The organism is Aliamphritea spongicola (genome assembly GCF_017051665.1).
Classification (GTDB): Bacteria; Pseudomonadota; Gammaproteobacteria; order Pseudomonadales; family Balneatricaceae; genus Amphritea; species Amphritea spongicola.
In genome coordinates this window covers 621,633-641,768 of sequence record NZ_JAFIDL010000003.1, presented here as the reverse complement: position 1 = coordinate 641,768, position 20,136 = coordinate 621,633, and the positions used below count along the sequence as shown (strand labels likewise).

At 51.9% G+C, this 20,136-nt stretch carries 14 protein-coding genes; 7 read left to right on the top strand and 7 right to left on the bottom strand.

Annotated elements, in window-relative coordinates:
- Positions 1–44 precede the first annotated feature (44 nt).
- Positions 45–1,325 carry a dicarboxylate/amino acid:cation symporter gene (locus JYB63_RS12905; RefSeq protein ID WP_205658256.1) on the top strand — a complete coding sequence of 427 codons (1,281 nt, stop codon included), beginning with the start codon at positions 45–47 and terminating at the stop codon, positions 1,323–1,325.
- A gap of 65 nt (positions 1,326–1,390) precedes the next feature.
- Here JYB63_RS12905 and JYB63_RS12900 read toward each other — a convergent pair whose 3' ends face one another.
- Positions 1,391–2,230: a formylglycine-generating enzyme family protein gene (locus tag JYB63_RS12900; RefSeq protein ID WP_205658255.1), complete on the bottom strand. Its 840-nt coding sequence runs from the start codon at positions 2,228–2,230 to the stop codon at positions 1,391–1,393.
- 130 nt (positions 2,231–2,360) lie between these two features.
- Positions 2,361–2,741, bottom strand: coding sequence for a hypothetical protein (locus tag JYB63_RS12895; RefSeq protein ID WP_205658254.1), 381 nt, complete (start codon positions 2,739–2,741; stop codon positions 2,361–2,363).
- Positions 2,742–3,293: 552 nt separating this feature from the next.
- Between JYB63_RS12895 and JYB63_RS12890 the strand changes: the two genes are divergently transcribed.
- Together JYB63_RS12890 and JYB63_RS12885 are read left to right on the top strand one after the other, a co-directional pair.
- On the top strand, positions 3,294–6,779 hold the full coding sequence (locus JYB63_RS12890; RefSeq protein WP_243431958.1) for an indolepyruvate ferredoxin oxidoreductase family protein: 3,486 nt from the start codon (positions 3,294–3,296) through the stop codon (positions 6,777–6,779).
- A gap of 105 nt (positions 6,780–6,884) precedes the next feature.
- A complete protein-coding gene (locus tag JYB63_RS12885; RefSeq protein WP_205658252.1) occupies positions 6,885–7,934 on the top strand; it encodes a Leu/Phe/Val dehydrogenase in 1,050 nt (349 codons plus the stop codon).
- Between the two features lie 41 nt (positions 7,935–7,975).
- Here JYB63_RS12885 and JYB63_RS12880 read toward each other — a convergent pair whose 3' ends face one another.
- Positions 7,976–8,386 (bottom strand): VOC family protein, encoded by a 411-nt coding sequence (locus JYB63_RS12880; protein WP_205658251.1) that lies wholly within the window; start codon positions 8,384–8,386, stop codon positions 7,976–7,978.
- Positions 8,387–8,599: 213 nt separating this feature from the next.
- Here JYB63_RS12880 and JYB63_RS12875 point away from each other — a divergent pair, with 213 nt between their 5' ends.
- Both JYB63_RS12875 and prfH read left to right on the top strand, forming a co-directional pair.
- Entirely contained in the window at positions 8,600–9,766 is a 1,167-nt protein-coding gene (locus JYB63_RS12875) for an RNA ligase RtcB family protein (protein ID WP_205658250.1), read from the top strand.
- A gap of 2 nt (positions 9,767–9,768) precedes the next feature.
- Entirely contained in the window at positions 9,769–10,395 is a 627-nt protein-coding gene (gene prfH, locus JYB63_RS12870; protein ID WP_205658249.1) for a peptide chain release factor H, read from the top strand.
- A 150-nt stretch (positions 10,396–10,545) separates the two neighbouring features.
- Here the strand turns inward: prfH and gcvP are convergent, their stop codons facing one another.
- From gcvP to JYB63_RS12850, 4 genes are all read right to left on the bottom strand, one after another.
- Positions 10,546–13,443 carry an aminomethyl-transferring glycine dehydrogenase gene (gene gcvP, locus JYB63_RS12865; protein ID WP_205658248.1) on the bottom strand — a complete coding sequence of 966 codons (2,898 nt, stop codon included), beginning with the start codon at positions 13,441–13,443 and terminating at the stop codon, positions 10,546–10,548.
- Positions 13,444–13,715: 272 nt separating this feature from the next.
- Entirely contained in the window at positions 13,716–14,105 is a 390-nt protein-coding gene (gene gcvH, locus JYB63_RS12860; protein ID WP_205658247.1) for a glycine cleavage system protein GcvH, read from the bottom strand.
- A gap of 27 nt (positions 14,106–14,132) precedes the next feature.
- Positions 14,133–15,422: a serine hydroxymethyltransferase gene (locus tag JYB63_RS12855; protein WP_205658246.1), complete on the bottom strand. Its 1,290-nt coding sequence runs from the start codon at positions 15,420–15,422 to the stop codon at positions 14,133–14,135.
- A gap of 48 nt (positions 15,423–15,470) precedes the next feature.
- Entirely contained in the window at positions 15,471–16,853 is a 1,383-nt protein-coding gene (locus JYB63_RS12850) for an L-serine ammonia-lyase (protein ID WP_205658245.1), read from the bottom strand.
- Positions 16,854–17,418: 565 nt separating this feature from the next.
- Here JYB63_RS12850 and JYB63_RS12845 point away from each other — a divergent pair.
- On the top strand, positions 17,419–18,057 hold the full coding sequence (locus tag JYB63_RS12845; protein ID WP_205658244.1) for a helix-turn-helix domain-containing protein: 639 nt from the start codon (positions 17,419–17,421) through the stop codon (positions 18,055–18,057).
- A gap of 590 nt (positions 18,058–18,647) precedes the next feature.
- Positions 18,648–20,024: an alanine/glycine:cation symporter family protein gene (locus tag JYB63_RS12840; RefSeq protein WP_205658243.1), complete on the top strand. Its 1,377-nt coding sequence runs from the start codon at positions 18,648–18,650 to the stop codon at positions 20,022–20,024.
- Positions 20,025–20,136 lie beyond the last annotated feature (112 nt).

Below are 20,136 nucleotides of genomic sequence, written 5' to 3'. Positions count from 1 at the left end.
GCCACCCGTTCAACCCTCACAATCAAAACAACAAGAGGTTAACTATGTCTGACTCATCCCTGTCCATGAACAAAGGCGGCGTCTGGCGCTCCATGGCACTCTGGAAGAAAATCTTCATCGGCATGCTCGCCGGTGTCGCCGTCGGCGCATTTATGGGTCCTGATGCTGAGGTACTTAAACCGATCGGCACCCTGTTCATCAATGCCATTAAAATGCTGATTGTCCCGCTGGTATTCTGTTCTCTGGTGGTCGGTGTGACCTCCATGCAAGACAGCGCCAAAATGGGCCGTATCGGCATCAAATCCATTGTTATCTACCTGCTGAGTACCGCTGTTGCAATATCTATCGGTCTTGGCCTGGGTACCGTTTTCATGCCCGGCGAAGGTCTGAACATGGTTGCTGATGCCAATGCAGCAGCGGCAACAAAAGAAGCGCCCAGCCTGGTCTCTACCATCATTAACCTGATTCCGAAAAATCCGATTGAAGCACTGGCCGGCGGTAAGATCCTGCAGATCATCGTCTTTGCACTGGGTCTGGGTATTGCCCTGAATATGATCGGCGAAACCGGTAAACCGGCTATCAAGGTATTCAACAGCCTGGCTGAAGGTATGTACAAACTGACAGCTCTGGTAATGAATTTTGCCCCTTACGGTATCTTCGCCCTGATGGCATGGGTCGCCGGTAAATACGGTGCAGATGTATTACTGCCACTGGCAAAAGTCATTGCCGCAGTTTATATCGGCTGCATCATTCACGTACTGGTCGTGTATACCGGTGCAATCGCTATGATCGCAAAACTGCCTCCGGTGCAATACCTGAAAGGTATCGTCAGCGCGCAGATGATGGCCTTCACCTCCACCAGCAGCTCCGGTACGTTACCGGTCAGCATTCGCTGCGCCCGTGAAAACCTTGGGGTATCCAAGGGAACAGCCAGCTTTGTTCTGCCTTTAGGTGCCACCATTAATATGGATGGTACGGCACTGTATCAGGGCGTTGCTGCACTGTTTGTTGCCCAGGCCTTCGGTATTGATCTGAGCATGGCGGACTACCTGACCATCATTGCCACCTCCACACTGGCGTCTATCGGTACTGCAGGTGTACCTGGTGCAGGCCTGATCATGCTGTCACTGGTGCTCAGCACTGTTGGTCTGCCAATGGAAGGTCTGGCGATCATTGCCGGTATCGACCGTATTCTGGATATGGCCCGTACCTGCGTGAATGTATCCGGTGACCTGATGGTTTCTGTGCTGATCGGCAAGAGTGAAAACGAGCTGGACAGCGACGTTTACAAATCTGATGAGCCACAGACAGCAACCCAAAGCTAACTGCCAGCCATAAAAAACGCTGCCCGGGGTAACCCGCGCAGCGTTTTTTTATCCCTTGTCAGGCGTTAACTGGGATCATAGGCACAGCGGAAGCCAATAGAACCATAAATACTCCGGCCACTGACCGGCGGTTTAACATTGCGGAATGAGCTGCGCAGGTTGGCTTTATTCTCATCCCAGGAACCGCCCCGTACCAGACGCTGGCGGCTTTGTGCCTGATCCGTCAGATTCCCGGCCGCATACTGGGCAATACCATCAGACGCATACCAGTTCATCATCCACTCACCGGCATTCCCTTGCATATCAAACAGGCCAAAGGCATTGGCATCACGGCTGCCAACCGGCCAGGTGCGGTCTTCACCACAACCATCCGGCTCATTTGGAACAGAGCCCATGGTCACACCGTCATCCAGAATGGCGTTTTTACAGCTGACCTCTTCCCCCCAGGGATAAGGACTTGTGGAACCGGCCCGTGCCGCCTTTTCCCACTCAGCTTCATAAGGCAAGCGCCCACCTTTCCATTCGCAGTAAGTCAGGGCCTCCTGCCAGTCGACACAGTTCGCCGGGTGATTATCCCGCCCCTCCGCACCGACATTACAGTATTTGTTACGCTGAAAATCTTTCGGCCGCACACAGATACCTGCATCAATACAGGCCTGATAGGAAGCCACCGTCACTTCAAACTTATCCAGCTCAAAAGCCGGGACATTGACTGCCGTTCCGCCCTGAGGACCTTCATCACGGTCACAGGCGGTATCATTCACTGAACAGCCCATCTGAAAACTGCCAGCGGGAATAACAACAGTATCTTTTGCATGGGAAACGGCCGCAGACAATGCCAGCACAGAAAAACTGCAGGCAGACACTATCCGGGGAACAACAGGGGAAATCCGGGAAACAGACATACACGCTCCATTTATTATTCTGAGCAGTCTGCCGGCGGGGAACCGGCAAAACTTAATACGGAACAGGGAATAACAGTCAACTGTAGACCATTGAATTCCCTGACAAGTTCCCGCCTGTCACCCGGTATGATTATTTAAAAACGTCCGGACAGCCTGCCAGGCTGTTGAATTCCGGCGACCAGCGCCGTACATCGTTCGCCCGGCGCCAGCGCTGATGGTAAAACTGCATCAGACACACACCGGAGTCCAGCTCAACCATGAACACATCCAGTTCCCGGACATCATCATAGGGGGGATACTCACGGCTTTGCCCCCAGCTCTTGATCCCGTCACGCTGAGCAAAAGCCTGCCAGAACGCCACCGGCTTGCGCCATGTCTGGCCAACCTCATCCCAGGCCAGCAATTCACCGGATGCGGTTTCCCGCAACTCGCCATCCCGGTCACCCATGACCTCGGCCTGAGCACTGACACTCAGACCTAATAATACTGCTAACAGTGCTGCAATACGCATCTGCACTCTCCTTGGTTCACCTCTGAATACCAGATGAAAAATGTAACACAAACAAATATTTAACTTAACGTTACCGGACAATGTAGTACGACTTTCGCGCCAAAAAGGCAGGAAATATACGCCATCTTTCAAAAAATCAGCATTTATCTGAACCGGCCAGCAGATTCAGATAAATCCGCCAAAATCTGATTTCGCCAGAAAAATATCTGCGAAATGCCTCCCGTAGCACAGAAATATCCCTAAGCGGGATGATTTGACAGCGTCACCATGCCCCTCTAGGTTAGACCCACACCCCACAAGGGTAAATTCAACACCTGTTGACAATAACAACAAAAAATCACCCAGACCGCGATCCGGTTACGGTGAAAGGTAATCATTATGACCCGACAAGCAGCCTTACCCGGCCAGAGCGTTTTTGCACCCTTTTCCTCTTCTGTTCGCCATCCGTACCTCTATCCTCCTCTGATACTCCGCCGCTGAACGTCTCACATTATTTTCGGCTAATTCACGAGTATTCACCGCGGCTTAACTGTCGCAGCGGGAGGTATGCAAATGACCACTTTTGCACCGGTTTCACTGGACGATAAATGGCAACAAAATCATGGTCAGGTCTATCTGACCGGCAGTCAGGCGCTGGCCAGGCTACCTATGTTACAGGCAATTCAGGATCAGCAGGCCGGTTACAATACCGCCGGTTTTATATCCGGCTACCGGGGCTCGCCACTGGGCCATTTTGATAAAACCCTGTGGCAAATCAAAGACCGGCTGACAGCCCATAACATCACCTTTCAGCCCGGCGTAAACGAAGATTTGGGCGCAACAGCTGTCTGGGGATCACAACAGGCAAACGTATTTCCCGGTGCAAAATACGATGGGGTTTTTGGCCTCTGGTACGGCAAAGGGCCCGGGGTCGACCGCAGTGGCGACGTATTCAAACATGCCAACGCCTTTGGCACTACGCCACTGGGCGGCGTGCTGGCTGTCGCCGGCGATGATCACGCCTGTAAATCCTCCACCCTGCCTCATCAGAGCGATTATGCTTTCATGGATGCCCTGGTGCCCTACCTGTATCCGGGGAATATTCAGGAACTGATCGAATATGGCCTCTACGGCTGGGCGATGTCACGCTACAGCGGCTGCTGGGTTGGCTTAAAAGCACTGGCGGAAATCATGGACTCCGGCAGCCGGGTTGATCTGGACCAGACCCGCATCACAATCAAATGCCCGAACAGCGAAGGTAAACCCAGCGACGGCCTCAATGCCCGCTGGCCAGACAAACCTTTGCAACAGGAAGTCCGTCTCCACGAACACAAGCTTGAAGCCGCCCGGGCGTTCTGCCGGGCCAACAAGCTGGATAAAACCATTATCAACCCGCTTAAACCCCGGCTGGGTATCATCTCTGCCGGCAAATCCTATCTGGACGTACTGCAGGCACTGGAAGACCTGGGTATAAGTCACGAACTGGCCGAAGACTTAGGAATTCGACTGTACAAGGTTGCTATGCCGTGGCCCCTTGAACCACAGGGAATAGAAGCTTTCAGCGAAGGATTGGATGAAATTCTGGTGATTGAAGAAAAACGCGGCGTGATTGAAGAACAACTTCGCCAGCAACTCTATCAGCGATTCAACGCACAGGGACAAACACCTCCCCGAATCACCGGTAAACAGGATGATCTTGGCCAGGAACTGCTGACGACACTGGGGGAACTGACCCCGGCAATGATTGCCCGGGCAATTGCCCGCCGCACCGAAGCATTCTACAGCAGCCCTGAAATGCAGCAGCGACTGGACTTTCTGACCACCAAAGAAGCAGAACTGGCCCGCCCCCGTGCCCTGATTGAACGCACGCCGCATTTCTGTTCCGGCTGTCCGCACAACACCTCTACTACCCTGCCGGACGGCAGCCGGGCACTGGGAGGTATCGGCTGTCACTACATGGCAACCTGGATGGACCGGGGCACCGAAACTTTCACCCAAATGGGCGGAGAAGGCGCTACCTGGATCGGCCAGGCCCCTTTCACTGAAACTAATCACGTATTCCAGAACCTGGGCGACGGCACCTATTTCCACTCAGGTCTGCTGGCGATCCGTGCGGCTGTCGCTTCCGGCGTAAACATCACCTATAAAATTCTCTATAACGACGCAGTCGCCATGACCGGCGGCCAGCCGGTAGACGGCAGCCTGAGTGTGCAGCAAATCAGTCATCAGGTATACGGTGAAGGCATCCGCAGAATCGCTATCGTCAGTGATGATCCGGGCAAATACCGCAATTACAGTGAATTTGCCCGGGGCGTCACCTTTCATCACCGGGATGAATTACAGGCGGTCCAACTTGAACTACGAGACATTGAAGGCTGCAGCGTGATGATTTATGACCAGACCTGCGCCGCCGAAAAACGCCGGCGCCGTCACCGTGGCCAGATGCACAACCCGGCGGAACGGGTCGTCATTAACAGTGAAATCTGTGAAGGGTGTGGTGACTGCGGTGTGCAATCCAACTGTTTATCCGTGGAACCGCTGGAAACAGAACGGGGCCGTAAACGCAGTATTAACCAGTCCTCATGCAACAAAGACTTCAGCTGTGTACGGGGCTTCTGCCCGAGCTTTGTTACGGTCAAAGGCGGCGAACTGCGCAAACCGGATACGGACTTCAGCCAGATCAGCTTTCCGGCCCTGCCCGACCCGCAATTACCGGCATGTACCACCCCCTATAACATTATGCTGACCGGTGTTGGCGGTACCGGTGTCGTCACCGTCAGTGCCCTGCTGGGTATGGCAGCCCACATCGAAAACAAAGGCATTGGTGTACTTGATCAGATCGGGCTGGCGCAAAAATTCGGCGCTGTCATGAGCCATATTCGAATCGCGGACAGTCAGGCGCGGATTCACACTGTGCGTATTCCTGCGGGCGAAACCGATCTGATGGTCAGCTTTGACCTCATGGTTGGCGCCAGCGAAGAAGCCCTCGGCAAACTGGAAAACAGCCGCAGCCATGTGGTGATTAACAATCACAAAAGCATGCCGGCCGCCTTCACCCGGGAGCCGGATCTGGAAGTGCCCAATGATGCCATGGAAGCGGTGATTCAGAACACCGCCGTACAGAGCTATGCACTGGATGCCACCGAACTGGCTACCCGATTATTGGGGGACGGTATGGCAGTGAATCTGTTCTGCATCGGCTACGCCTGGCAACAGGGCCTGATCCCGCTGGAACGCGAATCCATTGAGCAGGCAATCAAACTGAACGGCGTTGCCGTACAAGCTAACATTGATGCCTTCCTCTGGGGTCGCAGGGCAGCGGTTGATCTTCCTGCAGTCAGGGACATTGCCTATGGAAAAACAGCACCGGCCGCCGATGCAGTTCAGCTGATGCCATCACTGGACACTATCATTCATCGGGAAAAACAACACCTCACCGACTATCAGAATTCAGCGCTGGCCAAACGGTATGAAAAGCTGGTTCTGCAGATTCAGCTGCACACCAAAGACATGCGTCTGGGACAGCGCCTGGCTATCGCGGTAGCAACCCAGTACAGCAAATTGCTGGCCTATAAAGATGAGTACGAAGTTGCCCGGCAACTCACCTCTGACACATTCCAGCGCCAGCTAAAACAACAATTCACCGGCGAGATCGAACTGGAATTTAATCTGGCACCACCATTGCTGGCGAAATCCGATCCGGCAACCGGCCGGCCACGCAAGCGCAAATTCAGCCAGAAATACCTGCCGGTCCTGAAACTGCTGGCTAAACTTAAACCGTTGCGGGGCACCGCGCTGGACATATTTGCCTACAGCCACGACCGCCGGCTGGAACGCCAGCTGATTCAGCAGTACGAACAGGATATCCGTCTGATTCTCAGTACCCTCAGTGCGGATAATTACGCAGCCGCCTGCGCCCTTGCAGAGCTGCCGGGCCAGATCCGGGGCTATGGTCCGGTTAAAGATGCTGCCTGGCTGAAGGTTCAGCCGGAGCGTTTACAACTGCTGAGTCATTTTACATCGGACAACAATCCGGCAGCCAAAATGACTGCCACCTGATACACCGCCGGGTACTTTGCAGCAGCGAAGCACCCGGGCCTTTCTAACGAATTTTATGGCTAAACAGCCAGCTAACACTGCACAGGAAAAAGGAAACACACGGCTATGAGCATTTTCAGCCACCCTGAATACGACCAGCATGAACAGGTCAGTTTCTATCATGATCCGGATACAGGCCTGCAGGCCATTATTGCTGTCCACAATACTAACCGTGGCCCGGCGCTGGGCGGTTGCCGTATGTGGCATTACGCCAGTGACACAGAAGCACTGACTGACGTTTTACGTCTGTCCAGAGGCATGACCTACAAGTCGGCTCTTGCGAACCTGGATTTAGGGGGCGGTAAATCTGTCATTATCGGCGACCCGCAACGCCATAAAACACCTGAGTTGCTGGCAGCCATGGGCCGGATGCTGGAACGCACCGGCAACCGCTATATTGCAGCGGAAGACTCCGGTACCAGTGTGGCTGACCTGAGTGTCATGGCACAACATACAACCAATGTTGCCGGCATCACCGACCGTATCGGCATTGACGGTGCACCCTGTAACGGTGACCCGTCACCGGCCACCGCCTATGGCGTATTTACCGGCCTGAAAACAGCGGTTCAGCATCGCCTGGGTGGCAACCACCTGGACGGCATTAAGGTCGCCGTTCAGGGCATCGGCAATGTTGGTTACCGCCTATGTGAACTGTTACATAACGCCGGAGCACAGCTCTATATCACCGATATTCACCCAGAGCGGGTCGCACAGGCCCAGGCTGAATTCGGAGCAATCGCCGTGGACGGGCAGGAAATTTACAGCGTAGATGCAGATGTTTTCGCGCCATGTGCGCTGGGTGCAGTGCTGAACGATGCAACCATTCCCCTGCTCAGTGCCAAAGTTGTTGCCGGTGCCGCCAATAACCAACTGGCCGGACAGCGTCATGATCTGATGTTACAGGAACGGGGTATTCTCTACGCGCCGGATTATGCACTGAATGCCGGTGGTATCATCGACCTCTATTACGAGCGGATTGGCCACGAACACCTGAAGGTGCGGGCTCATATCGAAACCATCAGCGACACGCTAAACGAAATTTTCCAGCGTTCAGCACAACAAAAACGCCCTACCGGCGAAATTGCCGACCAACTGGCTGAAGAACGTTTCCGCTAGGCCTTTCTTACATGCCGGTCAGCTTCCCTCAGCTGACCGGCTTACAGATAACACACCACTTGCAGCTTGTTACCGTCCGGGTCACGCACATAAGCCGCATAGTAATTTTCACTGTAATGCGCCCGGATACCCGGAGCCCCTTCATCGCTGCCACCGTGCTCCAGTGCAAGCGCATAAAAGCGGTCTACTTCCGCCGCAGACCTCGCCTGAAACGCGAGGTGACTGCCATTACCAACACTGGCAGGCTCACCGTCAAACGGGGAATAAATATAGATATAGGGTAATTCAAACCCTTCCCCCTTCACCACAGGCCGGGCATACGCCGGCGGCTTGCCTTCCGGTTTTGGCACCCGCTGCAACCCCAGCACAGGCATCACCGCGTCATAAAAAAGCGCCGAACGCTGCAGATCATTCGACCCCAGCGTGACATGGCTGAATACTGAATATGTCATCCCTTGCCTCAAAAGTTGATTTTACAACTTTGTTTAATTACCATGCGCCCGCTAACTTATCCACTTAACATACCGCGGAGGAGAATAAAAAATGATTATTTTATGTACACCCTTTGCAGGTTCTGACCACCGATAACCCACCGTTATTTCGCCCTGGTCAACTGACCTGCCAATACGATTTCCGTTTAAATCCTTATAAAAGGAATTGGTACCATGGGCACAACCGTCCAAACTATTACTGATACAGTCAGCCTGCTTGCGTCCGCAGATACCTGGATTGAAGGCAAGGCAATACAACAATTAATTAAAACCTCTGAACTCGAAAATATTCGCTGGGTTGCCGGCATGCCGGATCTGCATCCTGCCCGTGGCTATCCAATCGGCGCTGCTTTCTTTTCAGAAGAGAAAATATATCCGGCACTGATTGGCAACGACATTGGTTGCGGAATGTCTTTATGGCAAACCTCGCTGAAAACTTCTAAAGCGAATCCAGACAGGATGGCTAAAAAACTCACTGAAATTGAACAGTCGCTAGACAGCAGTTGGAATGAATATATTCAGCGATGCAAACAACATAAAAACATACGCAATGACGATTTTGATCATGCGCTGGGAACAATCGGAGGCGGCAATCACTTTGCCGAATTCCAATGCCTGGACACCGTATACGATGAGCAAACCCTGCAGCAGCTCGGTTTAGATAAAAAACAGTTACAGCTACTGGTTCACTCTGGCTCCCGGGGTTTAGGCCAATCAATACTCACAAAGCATGTGACTGAGCATAGCCATCAGGGTCTGCGTACGGATACTGATGCTTTTCAGCATTATCTGAATGAACACGATGAAGCCGTTCGCTGGGCGGAACTGAACCGGACGCTGATCGCCCGAAGGTTTATTGAAGCCCTTCGGACTGACGGTAAACCGGTGCTTGATATCAACCATAACCTGATGGTTAACCGAACCATCAAAGGATCATCAGGCTGGTTACATCGCAAAGGCGCTACACCGTCTGATCAGGGGTACGTAATCATTCCCGGCTCCCGTGGAGATTACAGCTACCTGGTCAGTCCTCTCACTGAAAATAACGCAGCACCTTCCGAAGAAAAGCACTTGTATTCGCTTGCGCACGGCGCCGGCAGAAAGTGGCAACGGGGTAACTGTGCTGATCGCCTGAGCCATAAATACAAGCGGGAAGACTTACAGAAAACTAAATTCGGCAGCCTGGTGATCTGTAACAATAAAGAACTGCTCTATGATGAAGCACCGCAGGCATACAAAAAATGCGAAAGCATTATTGCCGATCTGGTTGATGCCGGACTGATTCGGGTCATTGCCCGTTTACGTCCGGTGCTGACATTCAAGACCAACGGAGGATGTTAAGTATGATTCTCATACAACTATCCGCTGGTCGGGGGCCTCTGGAATGCTGCATTGCCGTGCACCGGGCATGGGAAACCCTTTGTCGCGAAGCAGAATCCGAAAGCATTTCATGCCAGCTTATTGAAGCGGTTTCCGCCGGGAAAAAGGCTGGCTATAAATCCGTTCTGCTCCAGCTTGTCACTGCAGATACAACCCTTGCTAAAGCTTTTGCCTGCCGCTGGGAAGGCACCAGTCTGTGGATTTGTCCGAGTCACTTACGGCCCGGGCACAAACGTAAAAACTGGTACTTTAACTGCCGTATGTTTGAAATACCGGAGCGCACGTTTGACTCTGAGATTGTATATCAGACCTGCCGGTCATCGGGAGCCGGTGGCCAGCATGTCAATACTACAGATTCTGCGGTCAGGGCAACGCACACAGCAACAGGGATCAGTGTCCGCGCAGAAAGCGAACGCAGCCAGCATGCCAACAAACGATTAGCCCGTGCCCTGCTGTTCCATAAACTGGAAACCCTGCAACAACAGGAAGCAGATCAACAGGAACAAAACCGCTGGCAACAACATACGCAGCTGCAACGTGGTAATCCGGTTCGCACCTTCAAAGGCGAGAAATTTATCCCGATGAGCTGAGCAACGAAAAAAGGCGCACCCGTTAGGGTACGCCTTTGTTTAAGCTCGACGGATAGAGCTTACTCTCACGCTTGGGCACATCATTTTACTACTCGTATCGGTAGCTAACGATGTCTGTTCAGCCCGGACATGAACCCGGGCTGTTATCTGTTACTCGTCGCGGTAGCTGTCTACGCCCGGGCAAGAACAGATGAAGTTACGGTCACCGTATACGTTGTCGATACGGTTAGTCGCTGGCCAGAACTTATTCGCGCGGGTCGCAGCATTCGGGAATACCGCTTCTTCACGTGAGTAAGGACGTTCCCAGTCAGCGCTCATCACATCAGCCTGAGTGTGAGGTGCATTGCACAGCGGGTTGTTATCCGCAGGCCATACGCCAGACTCAACCTTGTTGATCTCCGCACGGATCTGAACCAGAGCGTCTACGAAACGGTCGATCTCAACCTTGGACTCAGACTCAGTCGGCTCGATCATCAGCGTGCCGGCAACCGGGAAAGACATCGTCGGTGCGTGGAAACCGTAGTCCATCAGACGCTTAGCGATATCTTCTTCGGATACACCGGAAGACTCTTTCAGCGGACGGATATCAACGATGCACTCGTGAGCAACCTTGTTGTTACGGCCACGGTACAGAACCGGATAGTGTGCAGCCAGCTGCTCGGTCATGTAGTTAGCATTCAGGATCGCCATCTGCGTAGAACGCTTCAGACCTGATTTACCCAGCATCTTGATGTATGCCCAGGTAATTGGCAGGATCGCGCCGCTGCCGTAAGGCGCTGCAGATACTGCACCGTTGTCAGCGCTGACCACACCGGTCGGGCTAACCTGGTGACCTGGCAGGTATGGCGCCAGGTGGCTCTTAACACCGATTGGACCAACACCCGGACCACCACCACCGTGTGGGATAGCGAAGGTCTTGTGCAGGTTCAGGTGAGATACGTCAGAACCGATAACGCCTGGCTTGGAAACACCTACCTGAGCGTTCATGTTGGCACCGTCCATGTACACCTGACCACCGTTACGGTGAATGATGTCACAGATTTCAACGATCTCTTCTTCGTATACACCGTGAGTAGACGGGTAAGTGATCATCAGTGCAGACAGGTTGTCTTTGTGCAGTTCAGCTTTAGCACGCATGTCAGCAACGTCAACGTTACCGTTTGCATCACACTCGGTGATAACAACCTTCATACCCATCATGGCTGCAGATGCAGGGTTAGTACCGTGCGCAGATGAAGGAATCAGACATACGTTACGGTGACCCTGACCATTCGCTTCCTGGTACTTACGGATCGCCAGCAGACCAGCGTATTCGCCCTGTGCACCTGAGTTAGGCTGCATAGAAACGTTATCGTAACCGGTAATTTCAACCAGATCAGCTTCCAGTTCGTTGATCATTTTCAGGTAACCCTGAGTCTGATCTTCCGGTGCGAACGGGTGCATGTTGGCAAATTCAGGCCAGGTAACCGGAATCATTTCAGCAGTCGCGTTCAGCTTCATGGTGCATGAACCCAGTGGGATCATACCGTGAACCAGCGAGTAGTCTTTGTTTTCCAGCTTCTTCATGTACCGCAGCATGTCAGTTTCGCTGTGGTAGCTGTTGAATACAGGGTGTGTCAGAACCGCATCTTCACGACGCTGTTCAGCAGAGATACCTGTCGCGGCACCGGCAACGATTTCAGCGTCCAGCGCTGCAACGTCCAGACCGTGACCTTCACCCAGAACGATATCAAACAACTGTGCAACGTCTGCAGCAGAAGTGGTTTCGTCCAGAGAGATACCCAGCTTATCAGCAGCAGCCTTACGCAGGTTGCAACCGTTATCCAGACCACGCTGGTAAACGTCAGCAGCGGTTTCAGGCAGCGTCAGAGTCAGGGTATCGAAGTAAGTGTCATTCAGAGCAACGCCTTTGCTGCGCAGGCCGTTTGCCAGGATCGCAGTCAGACGGTGTACACGTTCAGCAATGGTCTTCAGACCCTGCGGACCGTGGTAAACAGTGTAGAAAGACGCCATGTTAGCCAGCAGCGCCTGAGCCGTACAGATGTTAGAAGTCGCCTTCTCACGACGGATGTGCTGTTCACGGGTCTGCATCGCCATACGCAGTGCCTGGTTACCGCTGGAATCAACAGATACACCGATGATACGGCCAGGTACAGAACGCTTCAGTTTTTCACTGGCAGCGAAGAAAGCAGCGTGAGGACCACCAAAGCCCATTGGTACACCGAAACGCTGAGCAGAACCCAGAACGATATCTGCACCCAGTTCGCCAGGTGATTTCAGCAGCATCAGCGCCAGCAGATCAGTCGCAACAGCAACCATTGTCTTGGAAGCTTTAGCCTGTTCAATCAGAGCTTTCAGGTCGTGAATGTCGCCGTAAGTGCTTGGGTATTGCAGCTGAACACCGAAAGCATCTGCGCTTTCCAGATCAGTCAGCGGGTTACCGACAACCACGTCGTAGCCGAAGTATTCAGCACGGGTTTTAATAACAGCGATGGTTTGCGGGTGAACATCGTCAGCCACAAAGTAAACGTCAGTCTTCTTGCGGTTAGAACGCTTGCACAGCGTCATTGCTTCTGCAGCTGCAGTTGCTTCGTCCAGCAGAGACGCGTTCGCCAGGTCCATACCGGTCAGGTCCATTACCATCTGCTGGTAGTTCAGCAGCGCTTCCAGACGGCCCTGTGCGATTTCAGGCTGATATGGCGTGTAAGCGGTGTACCAACCCGGGTTTTCCAGAACGTTACGTAAAATAACGTTTGGTACCTTGGTGTTGCTATAACCCATACCGATGTAAGACTTGTTTACCACGTTTTCACTGGCCAGAGTCTTCAGGTATGCAAGGGCATCACTTTCAGTAACGCTGTCGTCCATCGTCAGGGCATCATCCAGACGGATCGAGTCCGGAACGGTTTTTTCAATCAGCTCATCTAACGAGCTAACGCCCAAGGAATCCAGCATTTCGCGGGTTTGTTCAGCATCCGGGCCGACGTGACGGCGGGTGAAGTCACCCGTCTGTAATAGATCACCCAGGGTATGAGTATCTGTAGCCATAACAATAACCTGTCAGTACACCGTCCGGCCGCTTACAAAATACAACAACGACCGGAACAAATTATTTGAAGAATGCAGTCAGAAAAAACACTTCATACTGTACCTGCATCCCCGTAGGGGTGCGGGCCGGTGCTCATGAGGGCTGAGCGTCCGGCCCGCGGTTTGCCAAAGAACTTAAACTTTTACCTAATGTATACAGATCAGACGGTTCGACTCTCAACCGTGAACGTGTAAGAGCGGTGCCCAAACCGGCTGATCTACACAGGGAGTCCTTAGGCTTCTTCGGCAATCGTTGCTGCGTATGCTTCAGCATCCAGCAGCTTTTCCAGTTCAGCAGCGTCAGCTACTTTCAGTTTAGCAATCCAGCCGCCTTCGAAAGGCTCGCTGTTTACCAGATCCGGCTCGTCTTCCAGCGCTTCGTTAACTTCAACAACTTCACCACCAACAGCAGCGTAGATGTCAGAAGCAGCTTTTACAGACTCAACCAGGGAGAATTCTTCACCGGCTTCAACTTCACGGCCAACTTCTGGCAGCTCAACGAATACAACGTCACCCAGCAGCTCCTGAGCGTGGTCAGAGATACCAACAGTTACGGTGCCGTCACCGTTGTCCAGAACCCACTCGTGGCTAGGGGCGAAGCGATAGTTTGCAGGAATGCTCATGTTTAATTTCCTTAAGTAATATTCAGATTAACGGTATAGAGGGAATTTCTGGCACAAAGCTTCCACCTGGGTGCGAACCTTGGCCTCTACCTCAGAGTTGTCGTCAGGGTTAGCCACTAAGCCGTCCAAGACATCGTTGATCAGATTACCGATCAAGCGGAATTCTTCTTCACCAAAACCACGGCTGGTACCGGCAGGCGTACCCAGACGGATACCGGACGTGATCATTGGTTTTTCAGAGTCGAACGGAATACCGTTCTTGTTACAGGTAATACCGGCACGCTCAAGCGCATCTTCCACCGCATTACCCTTCAGGCCTTTAGGCCGTAAATCAACCAGCATCAGGTGAGTGTCAGTACCGTCGGTAACAACCGCGCAACCACGCTCAACCATTACTTCAGCCAGCGCCTGTGCATTGGCAACAACCTGCTGGATGTAAGCTTTAAATTCAGGACGCAGCGCTTCGCCGAAAGCAACCGCTTTAGCAGCAATCACGTGCATCAGAGGACCGCCCTGCAGACCCGGGAATACAGCAGAGTTAATCTTCTTGCCGATTTCCAGATCGTTGGACAGGATCATACCGCCACGCGGACCGCGCAGGGTTTTGTGAGTGGTAGTTGTCACAACGTGAGCGTGTGGCAGCGGGCTTGGGTGAACACCTGTAGCAACCAGACCGGCGATGTGCGCCATATCAACCATCAGGTATGCGCCAACTTTGTCAGCGATTTCACGGAAACGGGCAAAATCAATTTCACGCGGGATTGCAGAACCACCGGCGATGATCAGCTTAGGCTGGCATTCAACCGCCTGCTTCTCAACCGCATCGTAATCAATACGGCAGTCTTTTTCAGATACACCGTACTGCTCTGCTTTAAACCACTTACCGGACAGTGCAGGACGCGCACCGTGAGTCAGGTGACCACCGGCATCCAGAGACATACCCAGAACAGTATCGCCTGGCTGCAGCAGTGCCAGCATTACCGCACCGTTAGCCTGTGCACCAGAGTGCGGCTGAACGTTAATGAATTCACAGTTGAACAGCTCTTTAGCACGTTCAATCGCCAGACCTTCCGCCTTATCAACGTACTCGCAACCACCGTAGTAACGACGGCCCGGGTAACCTTCAGCGTACTTGTTAGTCAGTACAGTACCCTGTGCCTGCATCACTGCTTTTGAAACAATGTTTTCAGAAGCAATCAGTTCGATCTGGTTTTCCTGACGGACAAACTCTTCGTTGACAGATGCCATCAGCTCGGCATCAGCAGCTGCCAGATCCTGGCTGAAAAAGGCTTCAAGGGCCTGATCGTTATGACTCATTTTTAACACTCGCTCTTAGTTTTATTCCACAGCATCAGCAGGCCGCTGTTAACAGGCAACAACGTTGACAGCCAAACCGCCCTGGGACGTTTCTTTATACTTATCTTGCATATCCAGTCCCGTCTGACGCATGGTCTCGATCACTGAATCCAGGGAAACGTGGTGCTCGCCGTCGCCTCTCAGCGCCAGGCGGGCAGCGTTAATCGCCTTTACCGCTCCCATAGTGTTTCGCTCTATACAGGGAACCTGTACCAGACCCGCAATCGGATCACAGGTAAGCCCCAGATTATGTTCCATACCGATTTCAGCAGCGTTCTCAACCTGCTGAACGGTACCGCCCATTACTGCGCACAGCGCTCCGGCGGCCATAGAACAGGCAACACCAATCTCACCCTGACAGCCCACTTCGGCTGCCGATATAGAGGCATTCTTTTTATACAGCATGCCAATGGCTGCTGACGTAGCCAGAAAGTCAAAGATGCCCTTTTCACTGGCACCCGGCACAAAACGGTCGTAATACGCCAGAACCGCCGGAATAACACCGGCAGCACCATTCGTCGGCGCAGTCACAACACGGCCTCCGGCAGCGTTTTCTTCATTTACCGCAATGGCAAACAGATTCACCCAATCTATAACTGCTAGCTGATCCTGTAATGCTGCCTGACTATCACCCTGCAGTTCTTGATATAAAACAGGTGCACGGCGTTTAAGGTCTAAGCCACCGGGTAAATCACCCTTTTCATTACAGCCACGCTTAATGCAGGCATCCATCACACCCCAGATCTGGCGCAACTTTGCCGTTACAGTTTCCTGATCGTGGTACGCCAGCTCATTCTTCTGAACCAGTTCCGCAATCGTCATATTGTTGCTTTCGCATAATTCAAGCAGCTCCTCACCATTATTAAAGTGATAAGGCACCTGAACTGCAGGCTCAGCACTGGAACCCTGCTGATCCGCTTCGGCGTCACTCAGGACAAAACCACCGCCGACAGAATAAAAGATAGCATCAAGTAAGATCACACCGGCGGCATCATAGGCAAAGAAACGCATTCCGTTAGGATGCTTGGGCAAAGACTCGCCAAAATGAAACGGCAGATGTTCAGACTTAATAAAAGGTACTGTGTGTGTACCCGCCAGACGAATCACACCCTGCTCTTCAATCTCGCGGATATACTGTGGAATCAAATCCGGATCCACTGTATCCGGTGCTTCGCCTAACAGGCCCACCATGGTTGCAACATCTGTTGCGTGACCAACACCGGTCATTGCCAGGGAACCGTACAACGCAACCTTAACGTTGGCGACCTGATCCATCAGCTGTAATTCTTCGAGTGAATCCAGGAAACGGTTTGCCGCGACCATCGGTCCAACTGTATGGGAACTGGATGGCCCCACACCTACTTTATATAAGTCAAAAATACTTAACGGCATTGTCATAACCTGCGCGGCAGTGCCACGTTCACTCTTATTATTAAAAGAGCCTTTTAAAAAGCTCTTACAGCATGTGCCTGTCGGCTTTATCTGCAATCTGTATCGCCAACCACCTACCTTATATAAGTAGCTGGTTCAGCCAGTGTTTCTTTACACCGGTCTGATTCTTATCTGCGAAACAACGCGACATAAACTATAGTTTTCTCAGACTAGCAACACTTATTTCCAAAATCAACAAAAAGTTTCTTATAGGAAACATCTTGTTTTTGAGTAAACGGACACCTTTCTGTCTATTCGCGTCGCCTATAAGGTTATTCACTTTTCAAGGATTGCTGCCTTGTGTACTATTGCTGACAGGGCATATTGATTTGTCGAGGTCAACGGGCAGCAAACTTAGCGTTTGCTAAACAGCGACTTAGATGTGTTTTTAACTTAATAATTACAACGTGATTACACGTGCTTATTGTTTGAACCTATGCTTGTACACCCGTTTTTGAAGAAGATTGGCTGACGCTTGTCAGTAACACTTTCAGCAAGAACACCCTGATCGTTATGGTAAAAATATATGTCCGAGAAACCGTCTTTTCTGCAATCTGAAAAAATTCTGGAAGTCAGCACCCAGTCTCCCAATGCTGAAGCAATGGTTGAGCCACTTGAACTGGGTAAGCGCGTCCGCGAAATCCGCTTAAGCCAAAACCTGACACTGGAAGAAGCCAGTAAACTGACCGGCCTGGCACGCTCTACTCTGTCTAAGATTGAAAACGAGCAGATCTCCCCAACCTTCACCGCGGTTAATAAGCTGGTAAAAGGTCTGGGCATTGATATTCCGCAGCTGTTCAGCCAGCCAAAACAGAAAGCACCCGGCAGTGGTGGCCGCCGCGATATCACCCGCAAAGGTGAAGGCCGCCCTCATCCTACGCCTACCTATGAACATGAACTGCTGGCCACTCAGCTGAGCAGCAAAAAAATGGTGCCTTTCCGCACCACAGTACGCACTCACTCATGGGATGAATATCAGGACTGGATTCGTCACGACGGCGAAGAATTCCTGTTCGTGATTAGCGGCAGCATCATGTTTTACACTGAGTTCTATGAGCCTATTGAACTGCATACCGGCGACAGCGCCTACTATGACTGCGAAATGGGTCACGCCCTGGTATCCACCAGTGAAGAAGATGCCGAAGTTCTTTGGGTTACTGCTTAATTAAGCAGCAACCCGCTTCGCACTTCCCGAACTTCTGCTCCCGTCAGATTCTTTCTTCATATATTGCAGTACCTTTCTGCTGTTTCTTTATTATAGGTAGCCGGTAACCGCCCTCCCCGGACCGGCAATATCTTCCCTTCCTGTACATTTCATACAAAAAACCAATAAAGCCTCAACTTTTCCAAAAAGAAACACGCGCCCCCACCGCCCCGATACCCGGCAGGGATGCACAGATTCTCTGATTTTCCGTTTACTTTAGGAAACATGCACCATTTCAGGTCGTTTTGTAGATTTTTTTCATCACCCCCTACGACTTTAGTCCCTTGTAATTAAAGACAAATCGCTGGACAGATCTCCCGCAAAGCTGACAAAGAACAAGTTTTACGCCATTTTGGGTTGGAAAAATATTTCCTTGTGGTGTATCTTGTTTCCTATTGGAAATTAATTTTCTGTTTTCGCAAAAAGTTTTCTGAGGGAATCACTTCTCCAGAAATCGACTAAGCTTTGACCGGGAACTGATTTTCAAAACCGTCGGCCCGTCCAGGGGTTGTCGGTTAACAACAACAATAAAACCTTCTGGAGTCTCCTTTATGGAAACGTTAACTTCGATTATTGGTGAGATTAATAGCATCGTTTGGGGTCCAATGATGCTGGTCTTGATCTTAGGTGTCGGCTTATTCCTGATGTTAGGTTTACGTCTGATGCCAATCCTTAAGCTGGGTACAGGTTTCAGCCTTCTTTGGAAAGGCCGTACCAGCGAAGAGGGTGAAGAAAAAGAGGGCGAGATCTCTCCATTTCAGGCGCTGATGACTGCGCTTTCTGCGACTGTAGGTACCGGTAACATTGCTGGTGTTGCTACAGCGGTATTTCTGGGTGGCCCTGGCGCCCTGTTCTGGATGTGGTGTACTGCTCTGGTAGGTATGGCTACCAAGTACTCCGAGGCTGTTCTTGCGGTTAAATACCGTGAAGTAGACGAAGAAGGCAACCATGTTGGTGGCCCGATGTACTACATCAAAAACGGCCTGGGCAACAAGTGGGCCTGGCTGGGTACTGTTTTCGCAGTATTCGCTGCGGTAGCTGCTTTCGGTATCGGTAACACTGTACAGTCTAACTCTGTTGCAGACGTTATCCACGCTAACTTCAGCATCCCTACCTGGGTTACAGGTGTGGTTCTGATGGTTCTGGTTGGTCTGGTACTGATCGGTGGTATCAAGCGTATCGGTAACGTTGCCGGTTCTCTGGTACCTATCATGGCAATCGCTTACCTGACTGCTGGTCTGATCGTTCTGGGTATCAACTCTGAAGCGATCCCTGCTGCTCTGGACATGGTATTCACTCACGCGTTCACTGGTACTGCTGCTGAAGGTGGCTTCGCTGGTGCTGCTGTGTGGATGGCGATCCGCTTCGGTGTTGCACGTGGTGTATTCTCTAACGAAGCCGGTCTGGGTTCTGCGCCAATTGCACACGCTGCTGCGCAAACCAAGAGTCCTGTTCGTCAGGGTCTGGTAGCAATGCTGGGTACATTCATTGATACACTGATCATCTGTTCTATCACTGGTCTGGTAATCATCACTTCCGGTGAGTGGACTTCAGGTGTATCCGGTGCAGCGCTGACATCTGCGGCATTCGCAAGTGCTCTGCCTGGTCTGGGTAACTACCTGATTGCAATCTCTCTGGCTATCTTCGCCTTCACTACAATCATCGGCTGGTCTTTCTACGGTGAGCGTTCTGTCGAATATCTGTTCGGTGTGAAAGCGGTTAAGCCTTACCGTGTACTGTGGATCATTGCAGTACCTGTAGGTGCAGTAGTTAGCCTGGACTTCATCTGGCTGGTAGCGGATACGCTGAACGCTATGATGGCAATTCCTAACCTGATCGCTCTGGCACTGTTGAGCCCGATCGTATTCAAGTTGACCCGGGAATTCTTCGCTGAGAAAGCAGAGAACGCAGAGAAACAAAACGGTTAATCCGTATCCGGTCAGGTAACTGCGGTTACCTGATCCCCTCAGCCTTATCCTGATCCAGGCTAAGGCTGATTTATGGAAAATGCATTACCTTCAGCCTTTCACTGAATAGTGT

Excerpts from the sequence above, each read along its gene's own strand:
- gcvP (WP_205658248.1), bottom strand. The coding sequence starts at position 13,443 with ATGGCTACAGATACTCATACCCTGGGTGATCTATTACAGACGGGTGAC.
- JYB63_RS12885 (WP_205658252.1), top strand. The coding sequence starts at position 6,885 with ATGAGCATTTTCAGCCACCCTGAATACGACCAGCATGAACAGGTCAGT.
- JYB63_RS12875 (WP_205658250.1), top strand. The coding sequence starts at position 8,600 with ATGGGCACAACCGTCCAAACTATTACTGATACAGTCAGCCTGCTTGCG.
- JYB63_RS12905 (WP_205658256.1), top strand. The coding sequence starts at position 45 with ATGTCTGACTCATCCCTGTCCATGAACAAAGGCGGCGTCTGGCGCTCC.
- JYB63_RS12890 (WP_243431958.1), top strand. The coding sequence starts at position 3,294 with ATGACCACTTTTGCACCGGTTTCACTGGACGATAAATGGCAACAAAAT.
- prfH (WP_205658249.1), top strand. The coding sequence starts at position 9,769 with ATGATTCTCATACAACTATCCGCTGGTCGGGGGCCTCTGGAATGCTGC.
- JYB63_RS12900 (WP_205658255.1), bottom strand. The coding sequence starts at position 2,230 with ATGTCTGTTTCCCGGATTTCCCCTGTTGTTCCCCGGATAGTGTCTGCC.
- JYB63_RS12895 (WP_205658254.1), bottom strand. The coding sequence starts at position 2,741 with ATGCGTATTGCAGCACTGTTAGCAGTATTATTAGGTCTGAGTGTCAGT.
- JYB63_RS12840 (WP_205658243.1), top strand. The coding sequence starts at position 18,648 with ATGGAAACGTTAACTTCGATTATTGGTGAGATTAATAGCATCGTTTGG.
- JYB63_RS12855 (WP_205658246.1), bottom strand. The coding sequence starts at position 15,422 with ATGAGTCATAACGATCAGGCCCTTGAAGCCTTTTTCAGCCAGGATCTG.
- JYB63_RS12845 (WP_205658244.1), top strand. The coding sequence starts at position 17,419 with ATGTCCGAGAAACCGTCTTTTCTGCAATCTGAAAAAATTCTGGAAGTC.
- gcvH (WP_205658247.1), bottom strand. The coding sequence starts at position 14,105 with ATGAGCATTCCTGCAAACTATCGCTTCGCCCCTAGCCACGAGTGGGTT.
- JYB63_RS12880 (WP_205658251.1), bottom strand. The coding sequence starts at position 8,386 with ATGACATATTCAGTATTCAGCCATGTCACGCTGGGGTCGAATGATCTG.
- JYB63_RS12850 (WP_205658245.1), bottom strand. The coding sequence starts at position 16,853 with ATGCCGTTAAGTATTTTTGACTTATATAAAGTAGGTGTGGGGCCATCC.